The 23,433-nt window shown below is 43.7% G+C and carries 20 protein-coding genes; 7 read left to right on the forward strand and 13 right to left on the reverse strand.

Annotated elements, in window-relative coordinates; translation table 11 throughout:
* Nucleotides 1-99: 99 nt before the first annotated feature.
* From betB to choV, 5 genes are read left to right on the forward strand one after another with little or no spacing between them, the layout of a single operon-like run.
* A complete protein-coding gene (gene betB, locus QQK21_RS04080) occupies nt 100-1,560 on the forward strand; it encodes a betaine-aldehyde dehydrogenase (RefSeq protein ID WP_284190928.1) in 1,461 nt (486 codons plus the stop codon).
* A 24-nt stretch (nt 1,561-1,584) separates the two neighbouring features.
* Complete coding sequence (gene betA, locus QQK21_RS04085) at nt 1,585-3,285, forward strand: choline dehydrogenase (RefSeq protein WP_284190929.1); 1,701 nt, start codon at nt 1,585-1,587, stop codon at nt 3,283-3,285.
* Between the two features lie 28 nt (nt 3,286-3,313).
* Nucleotides 3,314-4,252, forward strand: coding sequence for a choline ABC transporter substrate-binding protein (locus QQK21_RS04090; RefSeq protein WP_284190930.1), 939 nt, complete (start codon nt 3,314-3,316; stop codon nt 4,250-4,252).
* A gap of 46 nt (nt 4,253-4,298) precedes the next feature.
* On the forward strand, nt 4,299-5,141 hold the full coding sequence (gene choW / locus QQK21_RS04095) for a choline ABC transporter permease subunit (RefSeq protein WP_284190931.1): 843 nt from the start codon (nt 4,299-4,301) through the stop codon (nt 5,139-5,141).
* Nucleotides 5,142-5,143: 2 nt separating this feature from the next.
* Nucleotides 5,144-6,328 carry a choline ABC transporter ATP-binding protein gene (gene choV, locus QQK21_RS04100; RefSeq protein ID WP_284190932.1) on the forward strand — a complete coding sequence of 395 codons (1,185 nt, stop codon included), beginning with the start codon at nt 5,144-5,146 and terminating at the stop codon, nt 6,326-6,328.
* A gap of 66 nt (nt 6,329-6,394) precedes the next feature.
* Here the strand turns inward: choV and QQK21_RS04105 are convergent, their stop codons facing one another.
* The 8 genes from QQK21_RS04105 to QQK21_RS04140 form a co-directional block, all read right to left on the reverse strand.
* Nucleotides 6,395-7,018, reverse strand: a complete 624-nt coding sequence (locus QQK21_RS04105; RefSeq protein ID WP_284190933.1) for an esterase/lipase family protein — start codon at nt 7,016-7,018, stop codon at nt 6,395-6,397.
* A 15-nt stretch (nt 7,019-7,033) separates the two neighbouring features.
* A complete protein-coding gene (locus tag QQK21_RS04110) occupies nt 7,034-7,219 on the reverse strand; it encodes a hypothetical protein (protein ID WP_284190934.1) in 186 nt (61 codons plus the stop codon).
* A gap of 31 nt (nt 7,220-7,250) precedes the next feature.
* On the reverse strand, nt 7,251-7,898 hold the full coding sequence (locus QQK21_RS04115; RefSeq protein ID WP_284190935.1) for a glutathione S-transferase N-terminal domain-containing protein: 648 nt from the start codon (nt 7,896-7,898) through the stop codon (nt 7,251-7,253).
* Between the two features lie 13 nt (nt 7,899-7,911).
* The gene (locus tag QQK21_RS04120; protein ID WP_284190936.1) at nt 7,912-9,114 is read right to left on the reverse strand and encodes a YbfB/YjiJ family MFS transporter; all 1,203 of its coding nucleotides are present in this window, start codon (nt 9,112-9,114) and stop codon (nt 7,912-7,914) included.
* A 121-nt stretch (nt 9,115-9,235) separates the two neighbouring features.
* Nucleotides 9,236-9,736, reverse strand: a complete 501-nt coding sequence (locus QQK21_RS04125; protein WP_284190937.1) for a hypothetical protein — start codon at nt 9,734-9,736, stop codon at nt 9,236-9,238.
* A gap of 412 nt (nt 9,737-10,148) precedes the next feature.
* Nucleotides 10,149-10,970, reverse strand: coding sequence for an HNH endonuclease (locus QQK21_RS04130; RefSeq protein ID WP_284190938.1), 822 nt, complete (start codon nt 10,968-10,970; stop codon nt 10,149-10,151).
* A gap of 593 nt (nt 10,971-11,563) precedes the next feature.
* Entirely contained in the window at nt 11,564-12,766 is a 1,203-nt protein-coding gene (gene hppD, locus QQK21_RS04135) for a 4-hydroxyphenylpyruvate dioxygenase (RefSeq protein WP_284190939.1), read from the reverse strand.
* Nucleotides 12,767-12,990: 224 nt separating this feature from the next.
* Nucleotides 12,991-15,405, reverse strand: a complete 2,415-nt coding sequence (locus QQK21_RS04140) for a hypothetical protein (protein ID WP_284190940.1) — start codon at nt 15,403-15,405, stop codon at nt 12,991-12,993.
* 537 nt (nt 15,406-15,942) lie between these two features.
* Between QQK21_RS04140 and QQK21_RS04145 the strand changes: the two genes are divergently transcribed.
* Nucleotides 15,943-16,134 (forward strand): hypothetical protein, encoded by a 192-nt coding sequence (locus tag QQK21_RS04145; protein WP_284190941.1) that lies wholly within the window; start codon nt 15,943-15,945, stop codon nt 16,132-16,134.
* 167 nt (nt 16,135-16,301) lie between these two features.
* Here the strand turns inward: QQK21_RS04145 and QQK21_RS04150 are convergent, their stop codons facing one another.
* From QQK21_RS04150 to QQK21_RS04160, 3 genes are all read right to left on the reverse strand, one after another.
* On the reverse strand, nt 16,302-17,090 hold the full coding sequence (locus QQK21_RS04150) for a PhzF family phenazine biosynthesis protein (protein ID WP_284190942.1): 789 nt from the start codon (nt 17,088-17,090) through the stop codon (nt 16,302-16,304).
* A gap of 186 nt (nt 17,091-17,276) precedes the next feature.
* On the reverse strand, nt 17,277-18,413 hold the full coding sequence (lldD, locus tag QQK21_RS04155; RefSeq protein WP_284190943.1) for an FMN-dependent L-lactate dehydrogenase LldD: 1,137 nt from the start codon (nt 18,411-18,413) through the stop codon (nt 17,277-17,279).
* Nucleotides 18,414-18,462: 49 nt separating this feature from the next.
* Nucleotides 18,463-20,160: an L-lactate permease gene (locus QQK21_RS04160; RefSeq protein WP_284190944.1), complete on the reverse strand. Its 1,698-nt coding sequence runs from the start codon at nt 20,158-20,160 to the stop codon at nt 18,463-18,465.
* Nucleotides 20,161-20,316: 156 nt separating this feature from the next.
* Here QQK21_RS04160 and QQK21_RS04165 point away from each other — a divergent pair, with 156 nt between their 5' ends.
* Nucleotides 20,317-21,216 carry a LysR family transcriptional regulator gene (locus QQK21_RS04165; protein ID WP_284190945.1) on the forward strand — a complete coding sequence of 300 codons (900 nt, stop codon included), beginning with the start codon at nt 20,317-20,319 and terminating at the stop codon, nt 21,214-21,216.
* Nucleotides 21,217-21,283: 67 nt separating this feature from the next.
* On the opposite strand, the gene QQK21_RS04170 is transcribed toward QQK21_RS04165, so the two are convergent.
* Both QQK21_RS04170 and QQK21_RS04175 read right to left on the reverse strand, forming a co-directional pair.
* On the reverse strand, nt 21,284-22,909 hold the full coding sequence (locus tag QQK21_RS04170) for an ABC transporter ATP-binding protein (RefSeq protein WP_284190946.1): 1,626 nt from the start codon (nt 22,907-22,909) through the stop codon (nt 21,284-21,286).
* 24 nt (nt 22,910-22,933) lie between these two features.
* Nucleotides 22,934-23,419, reverse strand: coding sequence for a hypothetical protein (locus QQK21_RS04175; RefSeq protein ID WP_284190947.1), 486 nt, complete (start codon nt 23,417-23,419; stop codon nt 22,934-22,936).
* Between the last annotated feature and the right edge of the window lie 14 nt (nt 23,420-23,433).

Genomic DNA, 23,433 nt, shown 5'->3' on the forward strand with positions numbered 1-23,433 from the left:
CACGCTAGTCTTGATGCCATAAGGTAGGTTTCAACATCCGTTAATCTAGGCAGTTGTTCGCACATTGACTATGTAAAACAAAAAGATACTAAGTACAACATGAAAATAAAATCTCAATATATTGGTGGGTGTGCATGTCACGCCACGTCAGGTGAAACCTTTACTACTTACAATCCAGCTAATGGTGAGCCGCTAGCTGAGATAGGCCAAACTAGTGTTGACGATTTAGACTTGGCAATAACGTCGGCCAAAAAGGGATTTCAAATTTGGTCGGCAATGACGCCTGTCGAGCGAAGCCGAGTTCTGTTAAAGGCGGTTGAAATTCTTCGTCAGCGTAATGATCAACTTGCAGCATTGGAAGTGGCTGATACTGGAAAGCCTTTGCAAGAGGCCATCGAGGTCGACATTGCGACAGGTGCCGATGTTATTGAATATTACGCGGGAGTTGCGCTCGCGATGCAAGGTGAACAGCAGCCGTTGAGTGAAAGCCAATTTTTCTATACTAGGCGTGAGCCATTAGGGGTATGCGCAGGTATCGGAGCTTGGAATTATCCAATTCAGATTGCTATGTGGAAATCTGCACCTGCGCTCGCGGCTGGCAATGCCATGATCTTTAAACCGTCTGAAGAAACCCCTCTGTCGGTGTTAAAGCTGGCAGAAATTTATACCGAGGCCGGCTTACCCGATGGGGTATTTAACGTAGTGCAAGGGGATCATAGAGTTGGACAAATGTTAACCGCACATCCTGATATTGCGAAAGTGTCCTTTACCGGCGAATCGGGAACAGGTAAGGCTGTGATGGCTGATAGCGCTGCAACGCTCAAACACGTGACTATGGAGCTGGGTGGCAAATCGCCTATGGTGGTATTTGAGGATGCGAATTTAGACGATGCGGTGTCTGCTGCCATGGTGGCCAACTTTTATACCCAAGGTGAAGTGTGTACTCACGGAACAAGAGTCTATGTGCATGAATCGCAGTATGAAGCTTTTTTGAGCCAGTTAAAACAAAGAACGGAAAAGCTTGTCGTCGGCGACCCTATGGATAGGGATACTCAAATTGGCTCACTGATTTCTCGTCAGCATCTCGATAAAGTTTTAGAAGCCATTGAAGTTGCTAAACGAAGCGGTGCCAAGCTTCTTACTGGCGGCTACCAAATCTCAGATAATGGCTTAGCGAAAGGTAATTTTGTTGCTCCGACAGTCTTTTTTGATTGTTCAGATGATATGCCACATGTCAAAAATGAAATCTTTGGTCCTGTTATGTCAGTGCTTAAGTTTTCAGGCGAGCAGGAGGTTATTGCACGAGCGAATGACACAGATTATGGCCTAGCTGCAGGGGTATTTACTCAAGACTTGGCCAAAGCCCATAGAGTCATCCATCAGCTTGAAGCTGGGATCTGTTGGGTGAATACGTGGGGCAACTCGCCTGCTCAAATGCCTGTTGGCGGATACAAACATTCAGGTCTTGGCCGAGAAAATGGTCCGGAAACATTGCGCCACTACACCCAGACCAAAAGTATCTTGGTTGAGCTCGGCCGATACGAAAGTCCTTATTCTTAGGTTTGTGCTATCTGAGAGGTAAAAATGAAACGGAGCTATGATTATATTATCGTTGGTGCAGGCTCAGCCGGCTGTGTATTAGCCGATAGACTTTCAGAGAGTGGCCAACACCAAGTGCTGTTGCTTGAAGCCGGTGGCAGCGATAAAAGTATTTTTATTCAAATGCCTACGGCTTTGTCCTACCCAATGAATACAGAGAAGTACGCATGGCAGTTTGAAACCGTTGCCGAACAAAGCATAGAAGGGCGAAAGTTGCATTGCCCGCGCGGTAAAGTATTAGGTGGCAGCTCTTCAATTAACGGTATGGTCTATGTACGCGGTCACGCATGTGATTTTGATGAATGGGAAGAACATGGCGCAGTAGGCTGGAATTATCAAGCGTGCTTACCTTATTTTAGACGAGCAGAAACATGGATTGGTGGCGAAGATGACTACCGGGGTGGTGGTGGCCCGCTAGGAACATGCAGCGGTAACAATATGACGCTCAATCCATTGTATGAGGCCTTTATTCAAGCCGGAGAGGAAGCGGGCTACCCGACAACCTCAGACTACAATGGCTATCAGCAAGAAGGCTTTGGTACCATGCACATGACGGTCGACAAAGGTGTCAGAGCGTCAACCTCTAATGCCTACTTAAGGCGTGCGTTAAAGCGCTCGAATTTGACCTTGTTAACGGGTGTTCAGGTACACAAGGTATTGCTTGAAAACAAAAAGGCGATAGGTGTTGAATATGAATTCAAAGGCAAAACGATCCAATGCTTGGTAAATCATGAAGTCATATTGAGTTCAGGCCCCATTGGTTCAGTACAGCTTCTTCAGCTCTCCGGCATAGGCCCGAAATCAGTGCTTGAAAAGGCAGGCGTGAACCTTGAGCATGACTTAGCGGGCGTCGGTGAAAATCTTCAGGATCACCTTGAAGTGTATTTTCAATATCAGTGCAATCAACCGATTACGCTCAATAGTAAACTCGGTCTAGTCAGTAAGGGCATGATTGGCGCACAGTGGATCTTGACTCGTAAAGGATTGGGTGCAACCAACCACTTTGAGTCGTGTGCCTTTATTCGCTCGCGTAAAGGGCTTAAGTGGCCCAATATTCAGTATCATTTTCTACCCGCAGCGATGCGCTACGATGGGCGGGTTGCTTTTGATGGTCACGGCTTTCAGGTTCACGTTGGGCCGAACAAACCCCAGAGCCGAGGTCGTGTAGCCATTACGTCAAATGATCCTAAAGACAACCCCCGAATTGAGTTCAACTACATTTCAACTGAACAAGATCGCCAAGATTGGCGCGATTGTATCCGCTTAACAAGGGAGATTTTAGCTCAACCTGCAATGGATATGTATCGAGGTGATGAAATTCAGCCGGGAGAACACATCACCAGCGATCAAGCAATTGACGAGTGGGTTAAGCAAAATGTCGAGAGTGCTTATCATCCTTCATGCTCTTGTAAAATGGGGGCGGATGATGACCCTATGGCGGTGCTAGATGCACAATGTCGTGTGCGTGGCATTGAGGGCTTGAGAGTGGTGGACTCTTCGATTTTTCCCACGATTCCGAATGGGAATCTTAATGCTCCCACCATCATGGTAGCAGAGCGTGCTGCGGATCTCATCTTAGGTAAACCACTGATGGCAGCGAAAGATCTTCCAGTGTGGATAGCGCCAGATTGGGAAGAAAAACAAAGAATCAATACCCCTGTCCGAGAGTTGCAAACTCAGGTTTGAGGGAACCAGTAATGATAAGGAAACCATTATGTCTATGATAAAAAAGTCGTTGACTATGATCGCGCTCAGCGCGAGTACAATCACTGCTTATGCCAATCAGTGTGGCACAGTTCGATTCGCTGATGTAGGTTGGACAGATATTACCGCCACCACCGCCGTTGCCAGTGAGTTACTCCGAGGAATGGGATACCAAACTAGAACGGATCTACTCTCTTTACCCGTCACATACTCTTCTATGGCAAATGGTGATATTGATGTGTTTTTGGGAAATTGGATGCCGACGATGGAAGCCGACATTGCTAAGTATCGTCAAGCGGGCACAGTTGAAACCGTCAGAGCGAATCTTGAAGGGGCGAAATACACCCTAGCAGTGCCCAAATATGTTTATGACGCCGGAATCACAAGCTTTTCGGATCTGATGAAAAATGCCGACAAGTTTAACGGTCGCATTTATGGCATAGAGCCTGGTAACGATGGTAACCGTCTCATTCAGTCAATGATCGATAAAGATGCCTTTGGTCTTAAAGACTTTAATCTTATTGAGTCAAGTGAGGCAGGCATGGTGTCACAAGTGGCGCGGGCTGTGCGTCGCAATCAATGGATTGTGTATTTGGGCTGGGAACCTCATCCAATGAACCAAACGGTCGACATGAAATATCTCGCGGGGGGAGATGAATTCTTTGGTCCCAATTATGGTGGTGCGAATATCTACACCAATGTTAGGTCGAACTACCTTGATGAATGCAAAAATGTCGGTCAATTATTGAAAAACCTTGAGTTCAGTTTGGATATGGAAAGCGAGCTGATGGACGCAATACTCAATAAAAAAGTCCAACCTTCAAAAGCTGCGCAGCAGTGGCTCAAACGTCATCCACAGCAACGTAATAAGTGGCTTGAAGGGGTTCAAACTCTCTCAGGCGGTGATGCTATCAAGGCCGTATCTGACTACGTCAATTCAAACGCATAACGTTATTGGGCGGATTTTGGTCTGCCCCACAAAATAAGGCTGTATTGTGAATTTTATTACAAATAACAAAATCCCTTTTGGTCAATGGATGGAGCAGGGGGTGGACTGGTTGACGGTTAATGCCGCGGGTTTTTTCGATGCCATCTCCATTTTTCTTGAAACTGTTATTTTGTCTGTTGTTGATATCTTTAAGTGGATGCCTCCCGAAGCGCCAATTGTTGCCACTGCCGCTATAGCTTGGTATCTACATCGAAGTATTCCACTTGTTCTGTTTGTGGTAGCGGCTTTGTTGACGATTTTAAATCTTGGCTACTGGGAGGAAATGCTGGAAACGTTTGTGTTGGTCTTTGCCGCGACGACGATGTCTGTGTTAATTGGTGTTCCCGTGGGGGTGATGGCAGCACATAGACCTTGGTTGTATACCTTACTGCGGCCAATATTGGATTTGATGCAAACTGTGCCTACCTTTGTTTATTTGATCCCGACGCTTGTCTTATTCGGATTAGGTATTGTGCCAGGGCTGATTTCAACGGTTATTTTTGCCATTGCAGCGCCCATACGGCTGACCTATTTAGGGATCACAAAAGTACCAGAAGAGTTGATTGAAGCCGGGCAAGCATTTGGCGCGAGCAAAAGCAAATTGCTGTTTAAAGTTGAACTGCCAGCGGCGATGCCAAGTATTATGGCCGGTGTGACTCAATGCATTATGCTGTCATTGTCTATGGTCGTGATTGCTGCGCTAGTCGGTGCGGACGGCCTTGGTAAGCCCGTGGTGAGAGCCCTTAACACCGTCAATATCTCCCAAGGGTTTGAAGCTGGTCTTGCGATTGTGCTGGTGGCGATCATTCTTGATCGTTTGTGTAAATCACCGAATCAAAAGGAAGTGTGATCATGGATGCAATTAAGATTCAAAACCTTGATGTGGTGTTTGGCGATCAGCCTCAAAAAGCCTTAGACCTTCTTGACCAAGGTAAAAAACGTCACGAAATTATTGAACAAATTGGGCAAGTCGTAGGCGTTGATAATGTCACCATGAGCGTCAAAGAAGGTGAGATTTGTGTCTTGATGGGGCTATCAGGCTCTGGAAAATCGAGTTTACTTCGTGCTGTCAATGGTTTAAACCCTATTACTCGTGGTTCTTTGCAAGTGAAAGATGGTGATCATCACGTCGAATTGTCTTCATGCGATGCGAATGCTTTGCGTCATCTTCGTACTCGTAGAGTGTCTATGGTGTTTCAACAGTTTGCCTTAATGCCTTGGCTGACCGTACTTGACAATGTTGCCTTTGGACTGGAGATGCTTGGCATACCTAAGTCTCAAAGGCGTGAAAAAGCGCGTGAGCAGCTTGCGATGGTTGAGCTTTCTGATTGGGCAGATAAATACCCTCATGAACTTTCTGGAGGGATGCAACAAAGGGTAGGGCTTGCAAGAGCCTTTGCAATGGATACCGATATCCTATTAATGGATGAACCTTTTTCAGCGCTCGATCCTCTCATTCGAGCCCAGTTGCAAGATGAATTGATTTCTCTACAGAAAAAACTCAACAAAACCATTTTGTTTGTGAGTCACGATCTTGATGAAGCGCTTAAAATTGGCAACAACATCGCGATTATGGAGTCGGGTAAACTTATTCAACATGGTAAACCTGAAGACATAGTGATCGCGCCTGAAAATGATTATGTGAAAGACTTCGTGGCGCACACCAACCCACTTAATGTACTGAAAGGTCGGTCGCTAATGCAGCCTGTCAGTAAGTTAGTGCGTGAAGCCGCGAGATTGCAGATCTGCCCAGTGCAAAAAGTTTGGGTTGAGGAGCGTGATAGGCAGCTTTATTTGGATGGACAAACGTCACTTACCCTTATCGATTGGCGGGATGAACATGTGACACTGGATGATATTTCAAATCAAAGTGTGGTGATTGCCAGCCCAGACATTGGTATGCGAGAGGCGATTAGCCTTAAGCAGCTCAGTGGGCAACCTATTTTGTTGGTAGAAGACGGCGAGTTAGTTGGCGTGCTGGACGACAACGACTTTTATTCTGGTTTGCTTGGCAAACATACGGTTCAAGCTGCGTAATTTGACAGTTCGCGCTCCGTATCAATAAGGAGCGCTTGTCTTACCTGCTGAGTTTCAATCTGCCGACTATTTATGGTGTATAAAGCTATTTGTTTTGATGAAATGATCGATCTGTTTTGGTACTGCTGAGCTGTATATCATGCTGGTATGCGCGCTGCGCATTTCGATGTGATCGGTCATCCCTTCAATTTTGGTTTCTTCAACGGTGACAGTCCCATCTGAGAGTGTGTTGTCATCCATTCTCAACAGTGTGCGTGCCCCAATCGCGAGCGTGCCTGCAATGCTGCCCAGTTTTTGTGGGTGAGTCCAGCTGTCACTATGCTGTTTAAGGCCAAATTTTGGCGCGTTTCCCAATACCGCCCCCATGCCTAAATCTTGAATTCGATTGACAATCGATGCACCTTGAAGCGGTGAGCCCAAAGCCAAAACATGAGAAACACGCTCTGTATTTGGGCAACGTGAAGTGAGGTAATGTTTAATAATTAGGCCGCCAAGGCTGTGTCCAACGAGCACGTTTGTTTGAGTTGGTGATAAAGCATGATCAATGGTCTTAAACACCTTATTTTCATCGATCGCCAAGCTGTTATAGCTGACTGTCTTTGTGTTATAGCCGTACGCGCGCAGTTTTTGGCTTAGTGGTTGCATCACTAAACCATGCATATACAGTCCATGAAGAATAACAATATTCATTGGCAACCTTACTTTTTAAAGTAAGGTCATTGTGCCAATTCTCGCGCTATTAATCCAGCACAGGGCCGCACGGTTTTGAGCCGATAATCTCACCGTCTTTAACACTCTTTCAGTATCAGACCATGTACAATGATAACCCTGTTCTTTGTAGAATCTACCTACCGCTTCTTTCAACGAACTGTCAGCTTCAACCATTCTCATTTTGACCCCATTTGCATAACACTTTCTACTTCTATACGGCGTCTGTCGGTATTGTATTGTATTCGCTGTAGCAAAGTTTTTTGGAAAGCGACTTAAGGCTCAACTTTGCCAATGTGTCTTTGAAAGGTGAGTCGTGTAAGGCCGTTCTGAGGGTGTCGCTCTCCTTTTCTGAAAGAAGGCTAGCATGCCTGAATAGAACGTAGTCCAACGCGATATGCAGGTACAATGTCGAGAAATCAGGTTTGAGTAAATCATGAGTGCCATTTAACTGCTCGATAATCGTTTGAACACATCTTTGTATCCCTTGTTTTCCTTTGTCCACTAGTACATTTTGTTCAGCGTTGAAGCGGCTCAATGCGGCGCAGCGAAATGACACTTCCATTAGAGTTTTACTTAATCCTAATAACGACATGCGTTTGGTATCGTTAGCCTTGGTAGCAGAGAGATCCTCTGTTGGGTAAGTTAGCATGAGGAACTCGCAAATCGTTAAACTTTCGCTAAGCGCTACGCCATCAGGTGTTTCTAGAACTGGGATGGTACTGAATGGATTGATTGTGACCAGTGCCTGAGGGGTTTGCCATGGATCGACCCATTCAAGATCTAATGGTACATTACATAGATAAGCGGTCGCTAGCACTACTCTAGAGAATGGTGAAGTATCATTTAAATACAATTTCATGAGCGATTCCTTGCTAAGAATTTATTTGAGCAGTGTTTAACACCTGCTGCTTAGTTGATGTAAATGCAACGCAGAGTACGGATAAAACGAGTGCACTCGCACTTATCATAAATAAGGCGTTATAACTGGTGAGCTGTGGAGCGTAGTGAGCCATCACAAAACCCACTGCTCCTTGTGCTATCGCAAAAGCCATTGTCATTGCTCCCCAAGATTTCGTATGGAGATGTAGCCCAACAATTTCTAAGGTATAAGTTGATACCAGTGTTACGGTGCCAGGTGTAAACATACCGACCAGCAAAGATGAAGCAAAAAGTGCGATTTCACTGGTGCTTAATAGTGGAAGTGCAACTCCCACCGCTTTGCAACAAAATGCAGCGATTAGTGCTTTTTTAAGTCCAAATTTATCACCCAGTACACCGGTCACTATTGGTCCCATTGCCGCGCCTATACCAAACACCGCCCAGTAAAACCCTCCGCTCGAAAAGCTCATTTCTAGTTCTCGGACAATATAGTCAACCCAAAAGAGTGTATGAGGTAAATATCCAATAGCGTCAAAGGTATAGGCCAAAAGTACACAACCCACACTGACACGCTCACTTCTAGATAACGCATCAAACGTAGATGGGCTTTTAGCGCATTGCTTTGGTTTAATTTCAAGAGACCAAATGTTCCATGTGAGGACAGTTGCGAGAAAGGCAATCAATCCCATACCTAACCATGCGCTTTCAATACTTTGGCCGATAAGCAGAGGTATGATGGTTCCTGACATCATGGCACCAAGACCAATCCCTGAAAAGACAACACCGCTAATTCTTGCTTTCACCTCTTGTGGGTGAAGGCTAGCGATCACAGGTGGTGCGAGCACCATAAGAACAGCTCCAGATACACCAGCAATGGTTCTGAGTGTTAAAAACCATTCAAATGGGGCTGATTTTAAAGCGCAACCAAGATAGCTAAAGCTGCTCAACAAAAGAGAGGTCCGTATAAGTGTACCTGCAGAATAATATCGCAGTAAAAAGCTTGAAACAGGCACCCCGAAGATATAGCCAATCAGAGTAGCAGCACCCAAAACAGAGGCATCTTCGCTTGAAAACCATCCGCTTTGTATGAGCACAGGCATCAAGGCTATGTAGGCAAATCGGCCAATGCCATTTCCCACCAATGTTGCTGCTAACCCTGCGAGGGAAAAGCGGTTTAGTAGTTTAACTTGTGACATGTTGTTTATCTTCCGCTTGGGTATAAGATAACTGTTTGAACAAGGCGTTGACCAGTTATTTCAGTCCCCCGAAAGGACTGCAACAGCATAGTTTTCTGCCGCAACGAACTTGACTAACTTATTATGCTTGGGTTGTATTTGGCCCTCGATATGGCTCTGTAAAAGCAAGTATTTCTATAATTGGTATATCATATAAGACTTCCCAGAAACGGAAATCATGTCTTATATGAAATACACCTAGTTTTTCCAGTTGCATCGCTACGGCACTAGGGTGCCTAAACATAGACTCTGATATTTGAGTGATGGTAAAGCCTTCGTTGCACATGGCCAAAATTTCTTCGTTCTCTATTTTGTTCCAAGTCTTTCCGCTATATTTTGGGCAATGATCACTTTTTTTTATATAGCGTTCAATAAACCACTCTGCTTCACCGTAGAACCTATCAAGCTCCTCTTCTTTTCTTAGATGGCACCATTGCTTCCCATAGGGCCACAAATAGTAGTCTTGAGTATTATCTACAGTTACTAAAATCTTTCGCCCTTCAGGATGAGCGCTTACATTCTCGAAATCAGACAGAATTTCAACTACTTCTTCAATGGAATGTTTAGAGATATTTTTACGCATGTCGATTTGACTACTACTCCTAATTAAAATGTGAGTAACGCCACACCGAGCTGCAGTATGAATAGCCACCAAATTGGTAGACACTCTTGTGGTTTCTTGCCTTTCTCTGGGGCATACGGGAAAGATTCATACCGCATTTCACTCACACAAAAATAAGGGCGATGGTATCAATAATTTCAACTAGTTATAATCTTTAGTAAGACATTTTGATGCATTAGCCATCCAAATAGTTATTTTGACTACTTAAACGCTCAAAGTGACGCTTTTAGTCCCCAGTGTTCGAGAGTGAATATGGACAAGAGCGTGTTAGGTCATCCGCGACAAAAGTTGAATTTCGCATAAGAATTTCTATGGAGGCTAATGCCTAGCTTACTGGAAGAATGTGAGCGCAGTGGTTATTTTTCCAGTGTAGCTACTTGTTTGGAAATAGTTCATTTAGTATTTCAATGTATCTTTTCGAAACGATAGCCACTTCTTGATAAGCCATTTCCAGTATTTTTGCCACCTGCTCATTTTCACCCAGCGGCACGTAATCCCTACTATCCATATACTCTTCAATTATTCCTATTCGATGTTGATTGCCTTCTAAAAAGATTTTGAAATCTTTATCAGCTTTCTTCGAATTACATGCTTTACAACTTGGGATCATGTTGCCGAGCCGATGCTCTCCTAGTGATACTTTGTTAATTGGAACTGCATGTTCAATTACTAATTCATCTTCGGAACCACAATAAGCACATTTGTTTTCGAAATATGCTTTTGTTTTTTCCCAATCATCTTGATTGAAAGACTCTTCCCCAAGGTTGCTTAGTATGTTTCTAACCAAGAGGTTTTGTGCTTTTCCGATTGCATTACCTCTATACCTTGAGTTTAATCTGGTGCTGATTCTTGGATTGTCACTAGGTGCATAATGAGAATCCATTAGACCCTCTAGTTTTTCTTGATCAGTTATCCCTCTAGTGACCAAGTATCTTGTGAATTGCTGGGTGTGATTGATTACCCATTGACTTGATACTCGAACCTTTTTCCCTCTTACAAAATATAAATCCGTCCAATATCTTTTAGATTCATTCTTGGGAATTAGGGTTGACTCTGTGCAGAACGGATAGTTTATACCAAAAGTATTCTTGGAATATTTCTTATCCATTAGCTTTATCAGTTCATCGTGATTTACAGTATCACAATACAGAAATATCTTTTTTATATGACTCTTAACCAGTTGACCGATTTTCATGAATGATCGCCTTTTTCTTTTACTAACAATTCTTAGGTGGAAAGTGTCTATTTGACATTGTCCGCCTAATCTCAGCTTCGGTTCATTCAACCAATGTTCAACTCTATGATCATTATGTAACCATATTGGCACATTATTTATGAATAAATGTTTTCCTAACTGAGAATGAGTTGGTTAGGCTTTGTCCTCGCTACTATCACATTCAGTAAAGTCTCTTTCATTAAGAATTACATTAGTATTTGTAAGCCCTACGCATTTCCTTTGCTGCTTATATACCCGCTCTTTCCACTGAAGGTACGTCTCAGTGTCATCTTGCTTTGAATAGTGACCAAATCAGTAGACATAGAATAATCTAATTATTAATCAACTAAGCACATATTGATTCATTACCAAAATCGACGCAAGTAACGAGTTAAACAGGTGTGATAAAAAGTGACTCTAAATCACAATGGGGCAAAACTTTGCTAGTCCTTTCAGCTATGGGCAGTCGGCATGGCAAACGTGATGTTCAATGTACACACTTTGACCAAAGTGTGTACATTGAAGCCCGTGCCCTCTATCTGTCATCATGGTTCGTCAGCTCTTGTAATCCGTTACAGAGTTCCTCTTAGTTTCTGCTGCGCTTCAATCGCACTAAATAGCGATTTGAAGTTACCTGCGCCAAAGCCATCGTGATTATTGCGCTGCATAAACTCAAAAAATAATGTCGGTCTGCTTTCCACCGGTCGAGTAAATATCTGCAAGATAAATCCTTTGTCGTCATAGTCGACAACAATGTCTAATTCTCGCATCGTATCAATACTGATGCCTAAATCTAAGTCATTCTCGGATAGAGCCGATTGAAGCTCATCATAATAGGCACGAGGAACAGGTAAGACATAACACCCTCGCGCTTTTAAAGAACGAACGGTGTGTTCTAGGTTGTCGACACAAATCGCGATATGCTGAATGCCGCCACAGCCATGAAAATCAACAAATTCTTGAGTTTGTGAGCGTCCATCAAATCGAGTTGAGGGTTGATTCACGGGGATCTTTATGCGCTCGTCAAAATCGCTGACGACGATTGAGTTGAGCCCAGATGTTCCTGTTTGCAGTAGTTTGTCGTCAACAGACCAAAAGCGTCGAAAGCATAATGAGTTGATATAAAAGTCGACGACTTCATTCATTTTCCCCTGTGGTTGATTTGCCACAACGTGGTCAATTCGCCCCATAGGTACTAAAGGTAATCTTTCAGCCAATGTATTGATTAAATCAGGGGCTATCGGCTGATAACCGGGAAGAAACACCCCTCGATATTGTTCCCGCTGTATAAACGAGTGAACAGTGTCGCCATAGGCTAAGACACTCGCCATCAGTACTTGGCCGTGAGCATCCTCACTGTAAGTCGGCGCTAGGATAACGTCAGCACCACTTGCTTTTGCATGCTCAAAGGTTTTTTGCACATCTTCAACACAAAAAGCAACATCGCGAACGGCATCGCCATGCTCTTTAATAAAAGGCGCTATAACGTCGTCGTTTGGATTCAATGGTGATTTAACCACGATATAGGTCTGATCGCCTTGCAAAACATAAGCAGTAAAGTTTTTTTCACCCGTTTCTAATCCACTATACGCAATACTTTTAAACCCTAAATGCGTCTCGTAAAACATCTTTGCCTGAAACGTATTACTGACCCAAATTTCAACATGATGGAAATCGAAATACTGACCACATTCTGGCCTTTGTTCACTTTTGCTATATTTCACACCCGCATCGGACCCAACTAAGCTTGAAATATGGGATGGCTTTTTTTGCATAAAATACCTTTTTATCACTAAAATCAAACACTTAAAATTAAAAATACATGTTATGCCATTTTGAATTATTAGTACAATCCCAAAATCGGCCGAGTAAAAAATCGTTCATTTGAGTCACAGAAATCCGTTATAAAACGTTGGGCCAAAAGATCGCACCCAAACTAAAAACCGCCAAGATAGGCTTGGCGGTTATCGATATTAGTCATTAGGCTGGAATTTAATGGTTAAAACTCGTCTTTTAATCTTCTGAGTGTCGATTTTTTGACCGGGAAAGCGGTAATCACATAACCGTCACTGCCAACGACGATAGCAACATTGGTCAATACGTAGTGATTGCCGCCATAAACAAACCTCACTTCGGCGTAATCTCTACGTTGACCGCCTTCACCAGTTCTGGTTGAAATTCGCACGTTACCGTCAGTACTGGTTAACGCCGCCATAATCATGTGTGCTAACATTTCCCTATTATTGATACCAACACTGGTGAAGTCATTTTGGTGGCCTCCATCTCTGTTTGTCCAGATGTGGGCTAATCCAAAACCGAATCGGTCACGTCGTCCATTATTGGCATCGGATAACACTACAAATCTGCGATTATTGCCCGGCGCTGCGCCGTCGTACGCGATTGCCCAAGTATTGGTGGCCACTTCATTTCTGTTCATACGAGAACTAACACCGATGTTATTGAAGGCCCTTATCATGGTGCGGAAGTTTGCTGAATCTGAGCTTCTTGTGAAATATTGTCCGCCAGTTTGCATCAGTGGGGGGAGGCTAACCACAGAATCTGTAGGCTGCCTATTGGCTCTTCTGCGTATTTTTTGAACACATTGGAAGCCATCATCCTCTCTTACTTCTGGGCTGCTATTTGCACAAGACCCAGTCACCACGTTGTCATTGCGTTTTTTGCCTTTTTTAGAGCGTCGTGACACCAGTTTATCTGGTTTCACATTTGACGCATCGGCAATTTGCATGGCGCTATTTAACAGCTCTATCGCAACGTCAGGATGGTGATTGATATAACTGTCCAGATTGGGATTACCAGTATTGACCGACAGTGCAGGGCCTGCTCCTTGCGCTGCAAGATTAAGATGCTCATGGACCTCATTGATCACAGTGCTCAATTGATCGCGGGTGAGGTCACCGATAAGGTTTATCGCGTCATTTTGTTCTGTGGTGCATGTCCCTTCATTGGCGTCAGTGTTCACATTGTCGTCACACGCGAATACATTCATGGCTGTGTTAAACGCGTCGGGGTTATCGCTGTGTGGTTGTGTTTCTATCACTTCGTAAACCACATTATTGTCGTTACCTGTCGATTGAGGTTCATCGACAATAAGTGGTGGAACATTGGCGATGGGTTGATTATTTTGAACACCACAGACGCTCGGTTCTCCCCACCATCTTGCTAACGCCCAAGCGCCAAGGCTTTGCACTGCTTGTATAAAGTCTTCAACACACCGCTTTTGGCGACGATGAGCAGTAGGAAGCTCAAGTGGTAGGGTGGTTTGTTGAGCTAAGATGAGGTTATCTACATCCTTGGCATAGCGATGCTCTTGAGTAAGGGGAGAAACAGCGCCGATATGCTGACCACTAAAATACTGATCCTGAATTGCTTCAGAGCTTGTGCTGTAGAGAAGGTGATAAGATGACCACTGATTTTGTGAATACTCATCGGTTCTAAAGTGGATAGGGCTACTGAGTAGCGAATTACCGACAAGGGTCACACCAGTTTCAGGGAAATACTCAGCATTATTGAGCTCGAAAGAAATATTTGTTTTTTCGATTAATTGCTTTTGTGCTTTGTCAGAAAAAATATTCAGGGTTGCTAGAACGTAGCCTTCTTCAATACTTTCCTCAAGGTTTAGCTTAAATTCCCAGTACTTCATCAGTGGGTTACCTGAGCCTGGGGTAAAAAGATAAGAATCTAAAAGTGGCGGTGTGGGCCCCAGTGCTCGGTCTCCAGTGCCGTTGTAGCGCATATGAAGGAAGTTTCCATTGATGGTTCCTGTAAGACCAACATATCCATAATACCCATCACGGTCTATGGATACCTGTGAATCCGGTGTGGCGTTTTCTCCTATCGCCCTTATCATAAAACTGGTGCTATTATCGGCATTAACTTTAATAAGGACTCTAATGCGACTAATTAAGTTGTCGCCATATTTGGTATCAGATACTTGATCTGTTGTAGTAGTATGTAATACGCCGTCACTCAGTTCTCTATCGATCGCCAGTTCATTATAAATAATTTTTTGATATTTGGTTTCACTACTCGTATCAATCGCGTAGAAATTCCCTATTTGCTTGGTACAAAGACTTTGCCCAGTTGGAATATTTGGGTCGTTGTCTTCGATATTAGTGAGATACTCAAAAGCATCATGGACAGTGTTAATGCTGTTATCTTGAGTAATCGCCAGTGTCTTGCCATTATCGAGAAAATAACGGCCCCACATATCAATCTTGTTCTGGTCATAGAGTACCGAAGACCATTTTCTTGCTTCGGCCGGTTTTAGAAGCCTATAGCCACTTTCGCATTGCTCACCCTGAACTTCAATATGGCTAGGTGTAATATCGATAATGGCTAGCGAACTTGTTGAATACAGTGCCGCTAGGCTAAGTAATAGATTTTGTTTCTTCATTCAACTTACCCTTCATTATGTAATGATAACTAAAATATTGATAAGATAATCTTGTTCCTAAAATAAATAACAAAACAATAATTTAATAAAGAAATATATATTGTAAATATGACTTATTGCCCATATTTAAAGTGGAATTTAAGAGTTGTAATTAATGATGGGGATCTAAAATTTAATAACTCATTATTATTTTGTTTAGAATATAAAATATTTTTATTTTTGATGAGTCAATTTGAATATTGGCATATTTCTGAACACCTTTAAGGTAACAGACATAAGATTTGACGGAGTCGGCAAGGTTATCTTTTTGGCCGACACCTTGAGCGCGAATAAATTTTCCATATTTTCGTTGATGGTCAAACATAGAGTGAGTCTATGAGTCGGAGGTTGTCATTCAATTATAGAACGCGATTTTACCCAATATCCTTTTTAGTTTTATACCTGAGCGCGCTAATGAAGAAATAAACTAACGATGGCTGATAAAACACTCATTTTGTGGCTAAGCTTTAAATGTGGTCATGTGGTTTGGAGGTAAACATGAACGTTCTTATTCAATTTGATGAATCGGGTGAGTATAAAGATGGAGCTTGGAAACGACCTGTTTCTTATCGAAAAGGCGAAGTACACTCTGTCAGCCCACTCTCGGCCATCGTGCTCATTGAGCAGCAAAAGGCTCATATCTATAACAAGAACACGGATGAACCACTTGACGACTTGGATGAGGTATAAGTCATCGGTATTTGGCCTGATATTGGCGATATAACCGGAGGAGGGCGTGTACTCTGGTTGCATTTCTCAAACATTGAGTGAAGTTAACACGGTCAATGAGGACATTCGACCTATTTTGATGTTTAGTCTCTGTCCCCGTTGGTTTATCTTAGCTTAATCGGTTGAAACTATATAAAAATTTTTCCACGAGAATACAGGGTTGCGTCACCAGAAACGATCACATGATCATCCGCGACATAACAATATACAACGCCTCCTCGCTTTGAGGCTTGATAGGCTTTTAGACTGTTTTTCTTTAACTCTTTTGCCCAGAACGGTGCAAGAGATGCATGCGCAGACCCTGTTACAGGATCTTCGCAGTCGCCGACATCAGGCCAGAAGTAACGAGATATAAAGTCATAGTCTCGACTTTTCGCACTGACCATGAGGTCAAACGGAGCCAGTTTTTCCAAACAGTCTCTGCGTACTTGAACGTGTTTGACGTCCTCTTCGTTATGGTAGATGGCGAAGTAGGCCTGTGGCGTTTTCAGTACCTTAGCAGGATGAATAGATAAGGCTTCAAAGACTTCGGCTGGACATTCGGCTTCGACTGGGAATCGATTAGGGAAAGTCATGAGAATTCGGCCCGATAGGTCTTTTTCTACCTCTAAAGTACCGACTTGGAGGGTATCAAATAGAATCTTTCCTTCTAAGTCAAAAAATTGGTAGAGACTAAATGCAGCGGCAAGGGTTGCGTGACCGCAGAAATCAACTTCTGAACTTGGTGAAAACCAACGGATGGCATATCGGCTTGCACCCGTAGGCTTGATAAATGCGGTTTCTGACAAGTTATTCTCTGAGGCAATATTTTGCATTACTTCATCACACAACCACTCGCATACAGGAACGACTGTAGCAGCATTGCCTTTAAAGCGTTGAGTGGTGAATGCATCGCAGACGAACATTTCGAGTTCCATATCCAGTTCCTTGTTTCTTGTTGGGTTGTCACAAGTATCATATGTACCCTTAGTGCACCTGTAATGCATTACATTTTGGTAGTGTGATCGCCTTTGCTTAAAGTCATACTTTTATTTCATTATGATTATCGTGATAAAAGGCTGAGAGTCATAACCTCAGCCAGTATTTGAAACATTATTCAATGATTAGATCTGCATTAAGCAATCATGGCTTAACTGATTGATATGGTTTGCGCCAGTGAGCGTCATAGCGACCCTCATTTCTTTCTCGTAGAGGTCGAGTAAATGTTCAACACCAGCTTGGCCTTGGGCAGCGAGTGCATAAATGTAGGAGCGGCCCAACATGGTGCAATCAGCGCCTAGCGCTAGCATTCTGACGACGTCAAGCCCCGAACGTATCCCTGAATCGACGAATATTTTTACATCACCTTTCACCGCTTCGGCGATATATGGCAACGCTTTGGCAGACGACAAAACGCCGTCAAGTTGACGTCCACCATGGTTGGAAACTACGATGCCGTCTGCGCCAAAACTGACGGCATCTTTGGCATCTTGTTTATCAAGGATACCTTTTATCACCATAGGTCCTGGCCAAAAGTCACGAATCCATTCTAGGTCTTTCCAGCAAATAGATGGATCGAAGTTTTCACCCAACCATCCTATGTAATCTTCAAGCTTGGTGGGTTTCCCTCTATAGGTAGAGATATTGCCAAGGTCATGGGGTTTTCCCATCAGACCTACGTTAAATGCCCAGTCTGGATGACGCATCGCCTGAAAGACTCTGCGCATTGCAGCGTTAGGCCCGCTCATTCCTGAATGAAGATCGCGATAACGAGCGCCAGGAACTGGCATATCGACAGTAAATACTAATGTGCTGACACCTGCGTCTATAGCCCGTTCAAGGACGTTTTTCATAAATCCACGATCTTTTAGTACATAAAGCTGAAACCACATCGGTCTTTGAAGTTTGGGGGCGACTTCTTCGATAGGACAGACTGAGACGGTCGACATGGTGAAAGGAATCCCTTTATTCTGCGCAGCAAGTGCTGCATGAACTTCACCCCGCTTAGAGTACATGCCGGTCAATCCGACCGGAGAAAGGGCAATGGGTAGCGAAAAGGATTCACCAAACAACTCAGTGTCCAAGGTCACCGTAGACATATCTTTCAGTACTCTTTGTTTGAGTGCAATGGTGGCTAAATCTTCGCAATTCCTTCTTAATGTCTGTTCGTTGTATGAACCACCATCGATGTAGTGAAACAAAAAGGGGGGCAGTTTCGCTTTGGCGGCTTTTCGGTAGTCGTTTGCAGATGAAATGATCATAAATGGCAGTCCTAGCTTGGCATATGAATGGGTCATTATTTGAGCAAAATTAATTTTTTACCATGAGTGCATCGGTGACATTAAGGCCATAGATCGCAACGAGCCCAATAATGCCAGTGAGAGTAACGTAATATAACGTGGGCAAAATGGTCTTACGCAGTGTTGCTCCTTCTCGCCCCAGCAAACCGACAGTTGCGGATGCTGCAACGACATTGTGGATGGCGATCATGTTACCCGCTGCCGCTCCAACGGCTTGCAAGGCGACGACAATCACACTCGATATAGATAGGGTTCGTGCAACTTCAAACTGAAACTGGCCGAACATCATATTTGACACTGTATTTGAACCAGCAATAAAGGCGCCAAGTGCCCCAATTGAAGCGCTCAAAGCAGGAAAGGCATCCCCGACTAAGTTTGCGGCAAAATTGGCTGTAGTCATTGGCATACTTGCGAGTTCTGCGCCATTAATCCCCGAGTTGACAAAGACTCTTACCATGGGAATCGTAAACAACAGTACGAAGCCAGCCCCGACTAAGGTCTTGCTTGATTCGCCACAAGCCTTTATTAAAGGTCTAGGACTCTGAGATTGAATGAGCACCGCTATCATAGCGACAATAACCAAAATACCTCCTGGTAAATAGAGTGGCTGAATTGAGGCGCTGATATCTGGATGATTTAAAATCTGATCAAAGGATAAGTTGAGACTCGTGAGCATAGCTTTAAAATCGCTACTTATACGACTTGAGACCAAAGCCAGCGCGAGCAAAATGTATGGAGACCACGCGAGCCAGATGTTCATTGGCCTTCGGTCTTGACTATGAAGCTTGATTTTTAGCGCGCCTAACCATTCTTTGGGCCAGTTTGACTCATCTTCAAAGTCCCATGTGGAACGAGGTACCAAAACACCTCTTCTCGCAGCATAAACCACAATACATAAGCCAATCATGCCACCTATTAATGATGGGAATTCAGCGCCAAGAAAAATCCCGGTTAATGCGTACGGAATAGTGAAAGATAACCCTGCGAAAAGCGCAAATGGGACGATATCTAATCCTTCCGTCCAACTTTTGTTTTTACCGAAAAAACGAGTGAGCATGACACACATTAGTACAGGCATGAATGTACCGACACAGGCATGAATAATGGCAACGCTCGAGGTGATCTGTTGTAGGTAACTCTCCCAATTGGAGCCGTTCTCAATCAATGATTGTGTGATAGTGTGGCTATCGAGTCCTTTGTTGACACCGACGATTATAGGGGTACCCACAGCACCAAAAGATACCGGTGTTGATTGTATCATCATGCCCATGAGTACTGCCGCTAGCGCGGGAAAACCGATAGCGACAAGAAGTGGAGCGGCGATGGCGGCAGGGGTGCCAAATCCCGACGCTCCTTCGATGAAGGAGCCAAAACACCACGCTATGATGATGGCCTGTATTCGACGATCGGGAGAGATGTTAGTAAAGCCGTTACGGATCGTAGAAATAGCGCCTGTGTGTTTTAAGGTATTGAGTAGAAATATGGCGCCAAAGACAATCCAAAGAACGGAGACAGTGATGACGATGCCTTGTAGCACTGAGGCGAGGATTCTCGTCGTTGACATGTTCCAAACAAAAAACGCGATGACGACCGTGAGAGCAAAAGAAATAGGCATAGCTCGTTTGGCTGGCCAATTTAGACCAACCAATAAAAGTGCAGCGACCACTATTGGTGAAAAGGCCACCAAGGCCAGTGTTGTTTCATTCATAAGTACATCCTCGTACAAACAGGCCTTGGGACTCTTTGAATCTTCCAGGGTTTTGAAATGTGATTTTTGTGTTAATTCCCAGTGAAATTAACGCTTTATTTTTTGCTGATACAGGGAAATAATGAAAAAAATTTATTCCAAAAGTTGCATAATATTATGAAAGTCGATGACATTATTCTCTTCTCTCAAGTGGCTGAGTTGGGTAGCTTTAGTAAGGCAGCTGAGGTAAATAGCCTTACAAATTCAGTAGTTAGCAAAAGAATTGCACGTTTGGAGAAAGAAGCAGGAACTCAACTTTTATATAGAACCACACGTAAGCTAACCCTCACTGAAGCAGGTAAGGCTCTGAATCATAATGCAAAAAGTGTGAAGCAAGCAGCTCGAGTAGCCATGGACTCGGTAGCCGGTTTTGGAGAAAGCATCAGTGGTCGGATAAAAATGTCTGTGCCTTGTATATCTGGTGAGTTGGTGTTGGCAGACGCTGTGGCCGAATTTTGTAATCTGTATCCAGATCTAAAGATAGATATGTCACTTGATAATCGCTTTGTTGATCTTGTCGATGGGGGGTATGATTTAGTGATTCGTACTGGATACCTCGAGGACTCAAGCCTAATTGCGCGCCACATCATAGACTCGCAATGGGTTGTTTGTGCTTCACCTTCTTATCTATCTCGCTGTGGAAGACCGCTCAAACCACAAGACTTAAGTGGTCACAACTGTTTGCAATATGCGTATCAGACAACCGGTGCAACTGACTGGGCGTTCAAAGGCCCTTCGGGAAATTATATTGTTAAAGTGTCGGGGAGTTTTTCAACGGATAACGCGATAGCATTGAGAAAGGCAGCAATTGGTGGTCATGGCATTGCTTATGTCCCTAGGTGCTTGGTCTATCATGATCTTCGTCATGGTCAGCTGATTGATCTCTTCCCTGAATTAGTGGGCAAACGATTGGGTATATATGCGATATATCCATATACTCGGCAGCCTCCAAACAAGATTAAGTTACTGATAGAACATATTCGCACTCGGTATCTTGAAATTTCGCATTACTTTTAGGCTCTCTTTTGGGATGAAAAGCCGAGGTGCTAACACTTCGGCTCAATACTATTAAGGCCATTATTGCCTATGCAGCTTCGGTCTCTTTTGGGTCTAGGTCAAAAGACGCCTCAATCAACTTTTTGGTGTAATCGTGTTTAGGTGAGTGGAAAATCTCTTCTGCGGTTCCTTGTTCCATGACAGTTCCTTTTTGCATCACCAAAACACGGTCAGATAGCGCTTTCACAACACTGAGATCGTGACTGATAAACAGAAAACCAATGTTGTGTTTTTTCTGAATATCCTTGAGTAAATCAATGACGGTGAGCTGCACAGATCTATCCAAAGCCGAAGTCGGCTCGTCTAACAAAATAAATGAAGGTTCCAAGATCAGCGCGCGAGCGATCGCGATTCTCTGACGTTGACCACCTGAAAATTCGTGTGGATAGCGGTTAATTGAGTGAGGATCGAGCCTAACTTCTTCCAAAGCTCTTCGAGCCCTTTGCATTCGTTCTGAGTGATTTAATTGAGGCTGGTGGACCGTTAACCCTTCAGTAATGATATCCCCAACCGTCATACGCGGAGACAATGAGCCATAAGGGTCTTGAAAGACCATCTGAATGTCTTTTTTGAGGGCAAATTTTTCTTTGCTGAGCAGAGTTTCCATATTTTGCCCCTTAAAGGTGATATAACCTTTTGATGGTAGGAGCCCGATAAGAGCACGTCCAAGGGTGGATTTCCCCGATCCCGATTCGCCAACGATACCCAGTGTTTCACCTTGCTTGAGTTCAAGAGATATGCCTTTTACTGCTTCAAAATATTGATTTTTGCTTGGAATAAAGTGGCTCTTGATGAGAAATTTAACGCTCACGTCTTCTGCCTTCAGCAGTAATGGAGCACCAAGCTCAATAGGGTCTTTGTTGCCTTTAGGAACGGAGTCTATTAACATTTTTGTATAGTCATGTTCGGGGTTAGCAAAGACATGATGACATTGTCCTTGCTCGACGACTTCTCCTTTGCACATGACGATGACACGGTCGGCAAGGTGTTTGACGACACCGAGATCATGGGTAATAAACAAAATTGCCATCCCCATTTTGGCCTGTATTTCTTTGATTAAATTGAGTACTTCAGCTTGTACGGTGACATCGAGTGCTGTGGTTGGTTCATCCGCAATGAGAATGTCTGGCTCATTGATCAAAGCCATGGCGATCATTATGCGTTGCAACTGTCCACCGGAAAATTCATGGGGGTACTTGCTGTATCCTTGCTGAGGATTAGGTAAGTGAACGAGATTAAATAACTCTAATACTTTTTGTTTTGCTTGTTTGCGTGATACGGGACGATGGCACATGATGGCTTCAGCCACTTGGATACCTACTCGCATAAAGGGGTTGAGTGAGGTCATTGGCTCTTGGAATATCATCCCAATACGGTCACCACGAATGGTTTGCATAGCCTGCTCTGATTTGGTCAGTAAAGGCTCTCCTTCAAATATAATCTGTGATTTGCTATCAACAATGGCGTTTTTTGGCAGCAGTTGCATTACCGCATTTGTTGAGACGGATTTACCGCTTCCTGACTCACCGACGATCGCGAGAGTTTCTCTTTCAAATAGTTCGAAACTGGCATTCTTGACGGCATCGACAATACCATCATTGGTTTTAAAATTCACTGAGAGGTTGTGCACCTCAAGAATCGGCCTTGGTGACATGTAAATTCCTTTTTATTTATATTTTTAATGAGAGTAGCCTTTAGAACCGCCATAACTCTTCAATGAGGTAAAATGATGATGAGCCTTTTGTACATGCTCAAATTCTAACATCCATTGTGCATTTCTTTGGGCGTTGCAAAAGGCCCCCATGTGTGACAAAAGATCGCTACAACCTTTGTCCAGTATTGTGTGAGTGGCTTCAATGAGTTCAAAGGGTTCAATGGATATAAACTGCAGCAAAGCATAACTTTGGTTGAGAACGTCGAATGCACTTTGATGCTGCCCCATTTTGTTTAATATCTCTGATTGTGATATTGCTGAATCTCTTAAGCTTCTCAGTAGACAACCAAATTGACATGGCTTAGTGTTTTCATCATTAAGGGCGTTTTGAATATGGCCCGGTAAATGGGTAAGTACCTGATCGTACAAATGGTGGGCTTGTGACCAATGACCATGCTCGAGTAATTGTTCCGCTTTTAGATAGTTGGTCCAGCACTGTTGTAGATCCATATTCTATTCACTCC

Source organism: Vibrio zhanjiangensis (genome assembly GCF_030161235.1).
In the GTDB taxonomy this organism is placed as follows: domain Bacteria; phylum Pseudomonadota; class Gammaproteobacteria; order Enterobacterales; family Vibrionaceae; genus Vibrio; species Vibrio zhanjiangensis.

Bases quoted from the DNA above. Each gene is read 5' to 3' on its own strand.
- betA (WP_284190929.1), top strand. From the start codon at position 1,585: ATGAAACGGAGCTATGATTATATTATCGTTGGTGCAGGCTCAGCCGGC.
- QQK21_RS04140 (WP_284190940.1), bottom strand. From the start codon at position 15,405: ATGAAGAAACAAAATCTATTACTTAGCCTAGCGGCACTGTATTCAACA.
- QQK21_RS04090 (WP_284190930.1), top strand. From the start codon at position 3,314: ATGTCTATGATAAAAAAGTCGTTGACTATGATCGCGCTCAGCGCGAGT.
- QQK21_RS04120 (WP_284190936.1), bottom strand. From the start codon at position 9,114: ATGTCACAAGTTAAACTACTAAACCGCTTTTCCCTCGCAGGGTTAGCA.
- QQK21_RS04150 (WP_284190942.1), bottom strand. From the start codon at position 17,090: ATGGAACTCGAAATGTTCGTCTGCGATGCATTCACCACTCAACGCTTT.
- choV (WP_284190932.1), top strand. From the start codon at position 5,144: ATGGATGCAATTAAGATTCAAAACCTTGATGTGGTGTTTGGCGATCAG.
- QQK21_RS04165 (WP_284190945.1), top strand. From the start codon at position 20,317: ATGAAAGTCGATGACATTATTCTCTTCTCTCAAGTGGCTGAGTTGGGT.
- QQK21_RS04145 (WP_284190941.1), top strand. From the start codon at position 15,943: ATGAACGTTCTTATTCAATTTGATGAATCGGGTGAGTATAAAGATGGA.
- QQK21_RS04160 (WP_284190944.1), bottom strand. From the start codon at position 20,160: ATGAATGAAACAACACTGGCCTTGGTGGCCTTTTCACCAATAGTGGTC.
- lldD (WP_284190943.1), bottom strand. From the start codon at position 18,413: ATGATCATTTCATCTGCAAACGACTACCGAAAAGCCGCCAAAGCGAAA.
- QQK21_RS04175 (WP_284190947.1), bottom strand. From the start codon at position 23,419: ATGGATCTACAACAGTGCTGGACCAACTATCTAAAAGCGGAACAATTA.
- QQK21_RS04130 (WP_284190938.1), bottom strand. From the start codon at position 10,970: ATGAAAATCGGTCAACTGGTTAAGAGTCATATAAAAAAGATATTTCTG.
- QQK21_RS04105 (WP_284190933.1), bottom strand. From the start codon at position 7,018: ATGAATATTGTTATTCTTCATGGACTGTATATGCATGGTTTAGTGATG.
- hppD (WP_284190939.1), bottom strand. From the start codon at position 12,766: ATGCAAAAAAAGCCATCCCATATTTCAAGCTTAGTTGGGTCCGATGCG.
- QQK21_RS04170 (WP_284190946.1), bottom strand. From the start codon at position 22,909: ATGTCACCAAGGCCGATTCTTGAGGTGCACAACCTCTCAGTGAATTTT.
- QQK21_RS04110 (WP_284190934.1), bottom strand. From the start codon at position 7,219: ATGAGAATGGTTGAAGCTGACAGTTCGTTGAAAGAAGCGGTAGGTAGA.
- QQK21_RS04115 (WP_284190935.1), bottom strand. From the start codon at position 7,898: ATGAAATTGTATTTAAATGATACTTCACCATTCTCTAGAGTAGTGCTA.
- betB (WP_284190928.1), top strand. From the start codon at position 100: ATGAAAATAAAATCTCAATATATTGGTGGGTGTGCATGTCACGCCACG.
- QQK21_RS04125 (WP_284190937.1), bottom strand. From the start codon at position 9,736: ATGCGTAAAAATATCTCTAAACATTCCATTGAAGAAGTAGTTGAAATT.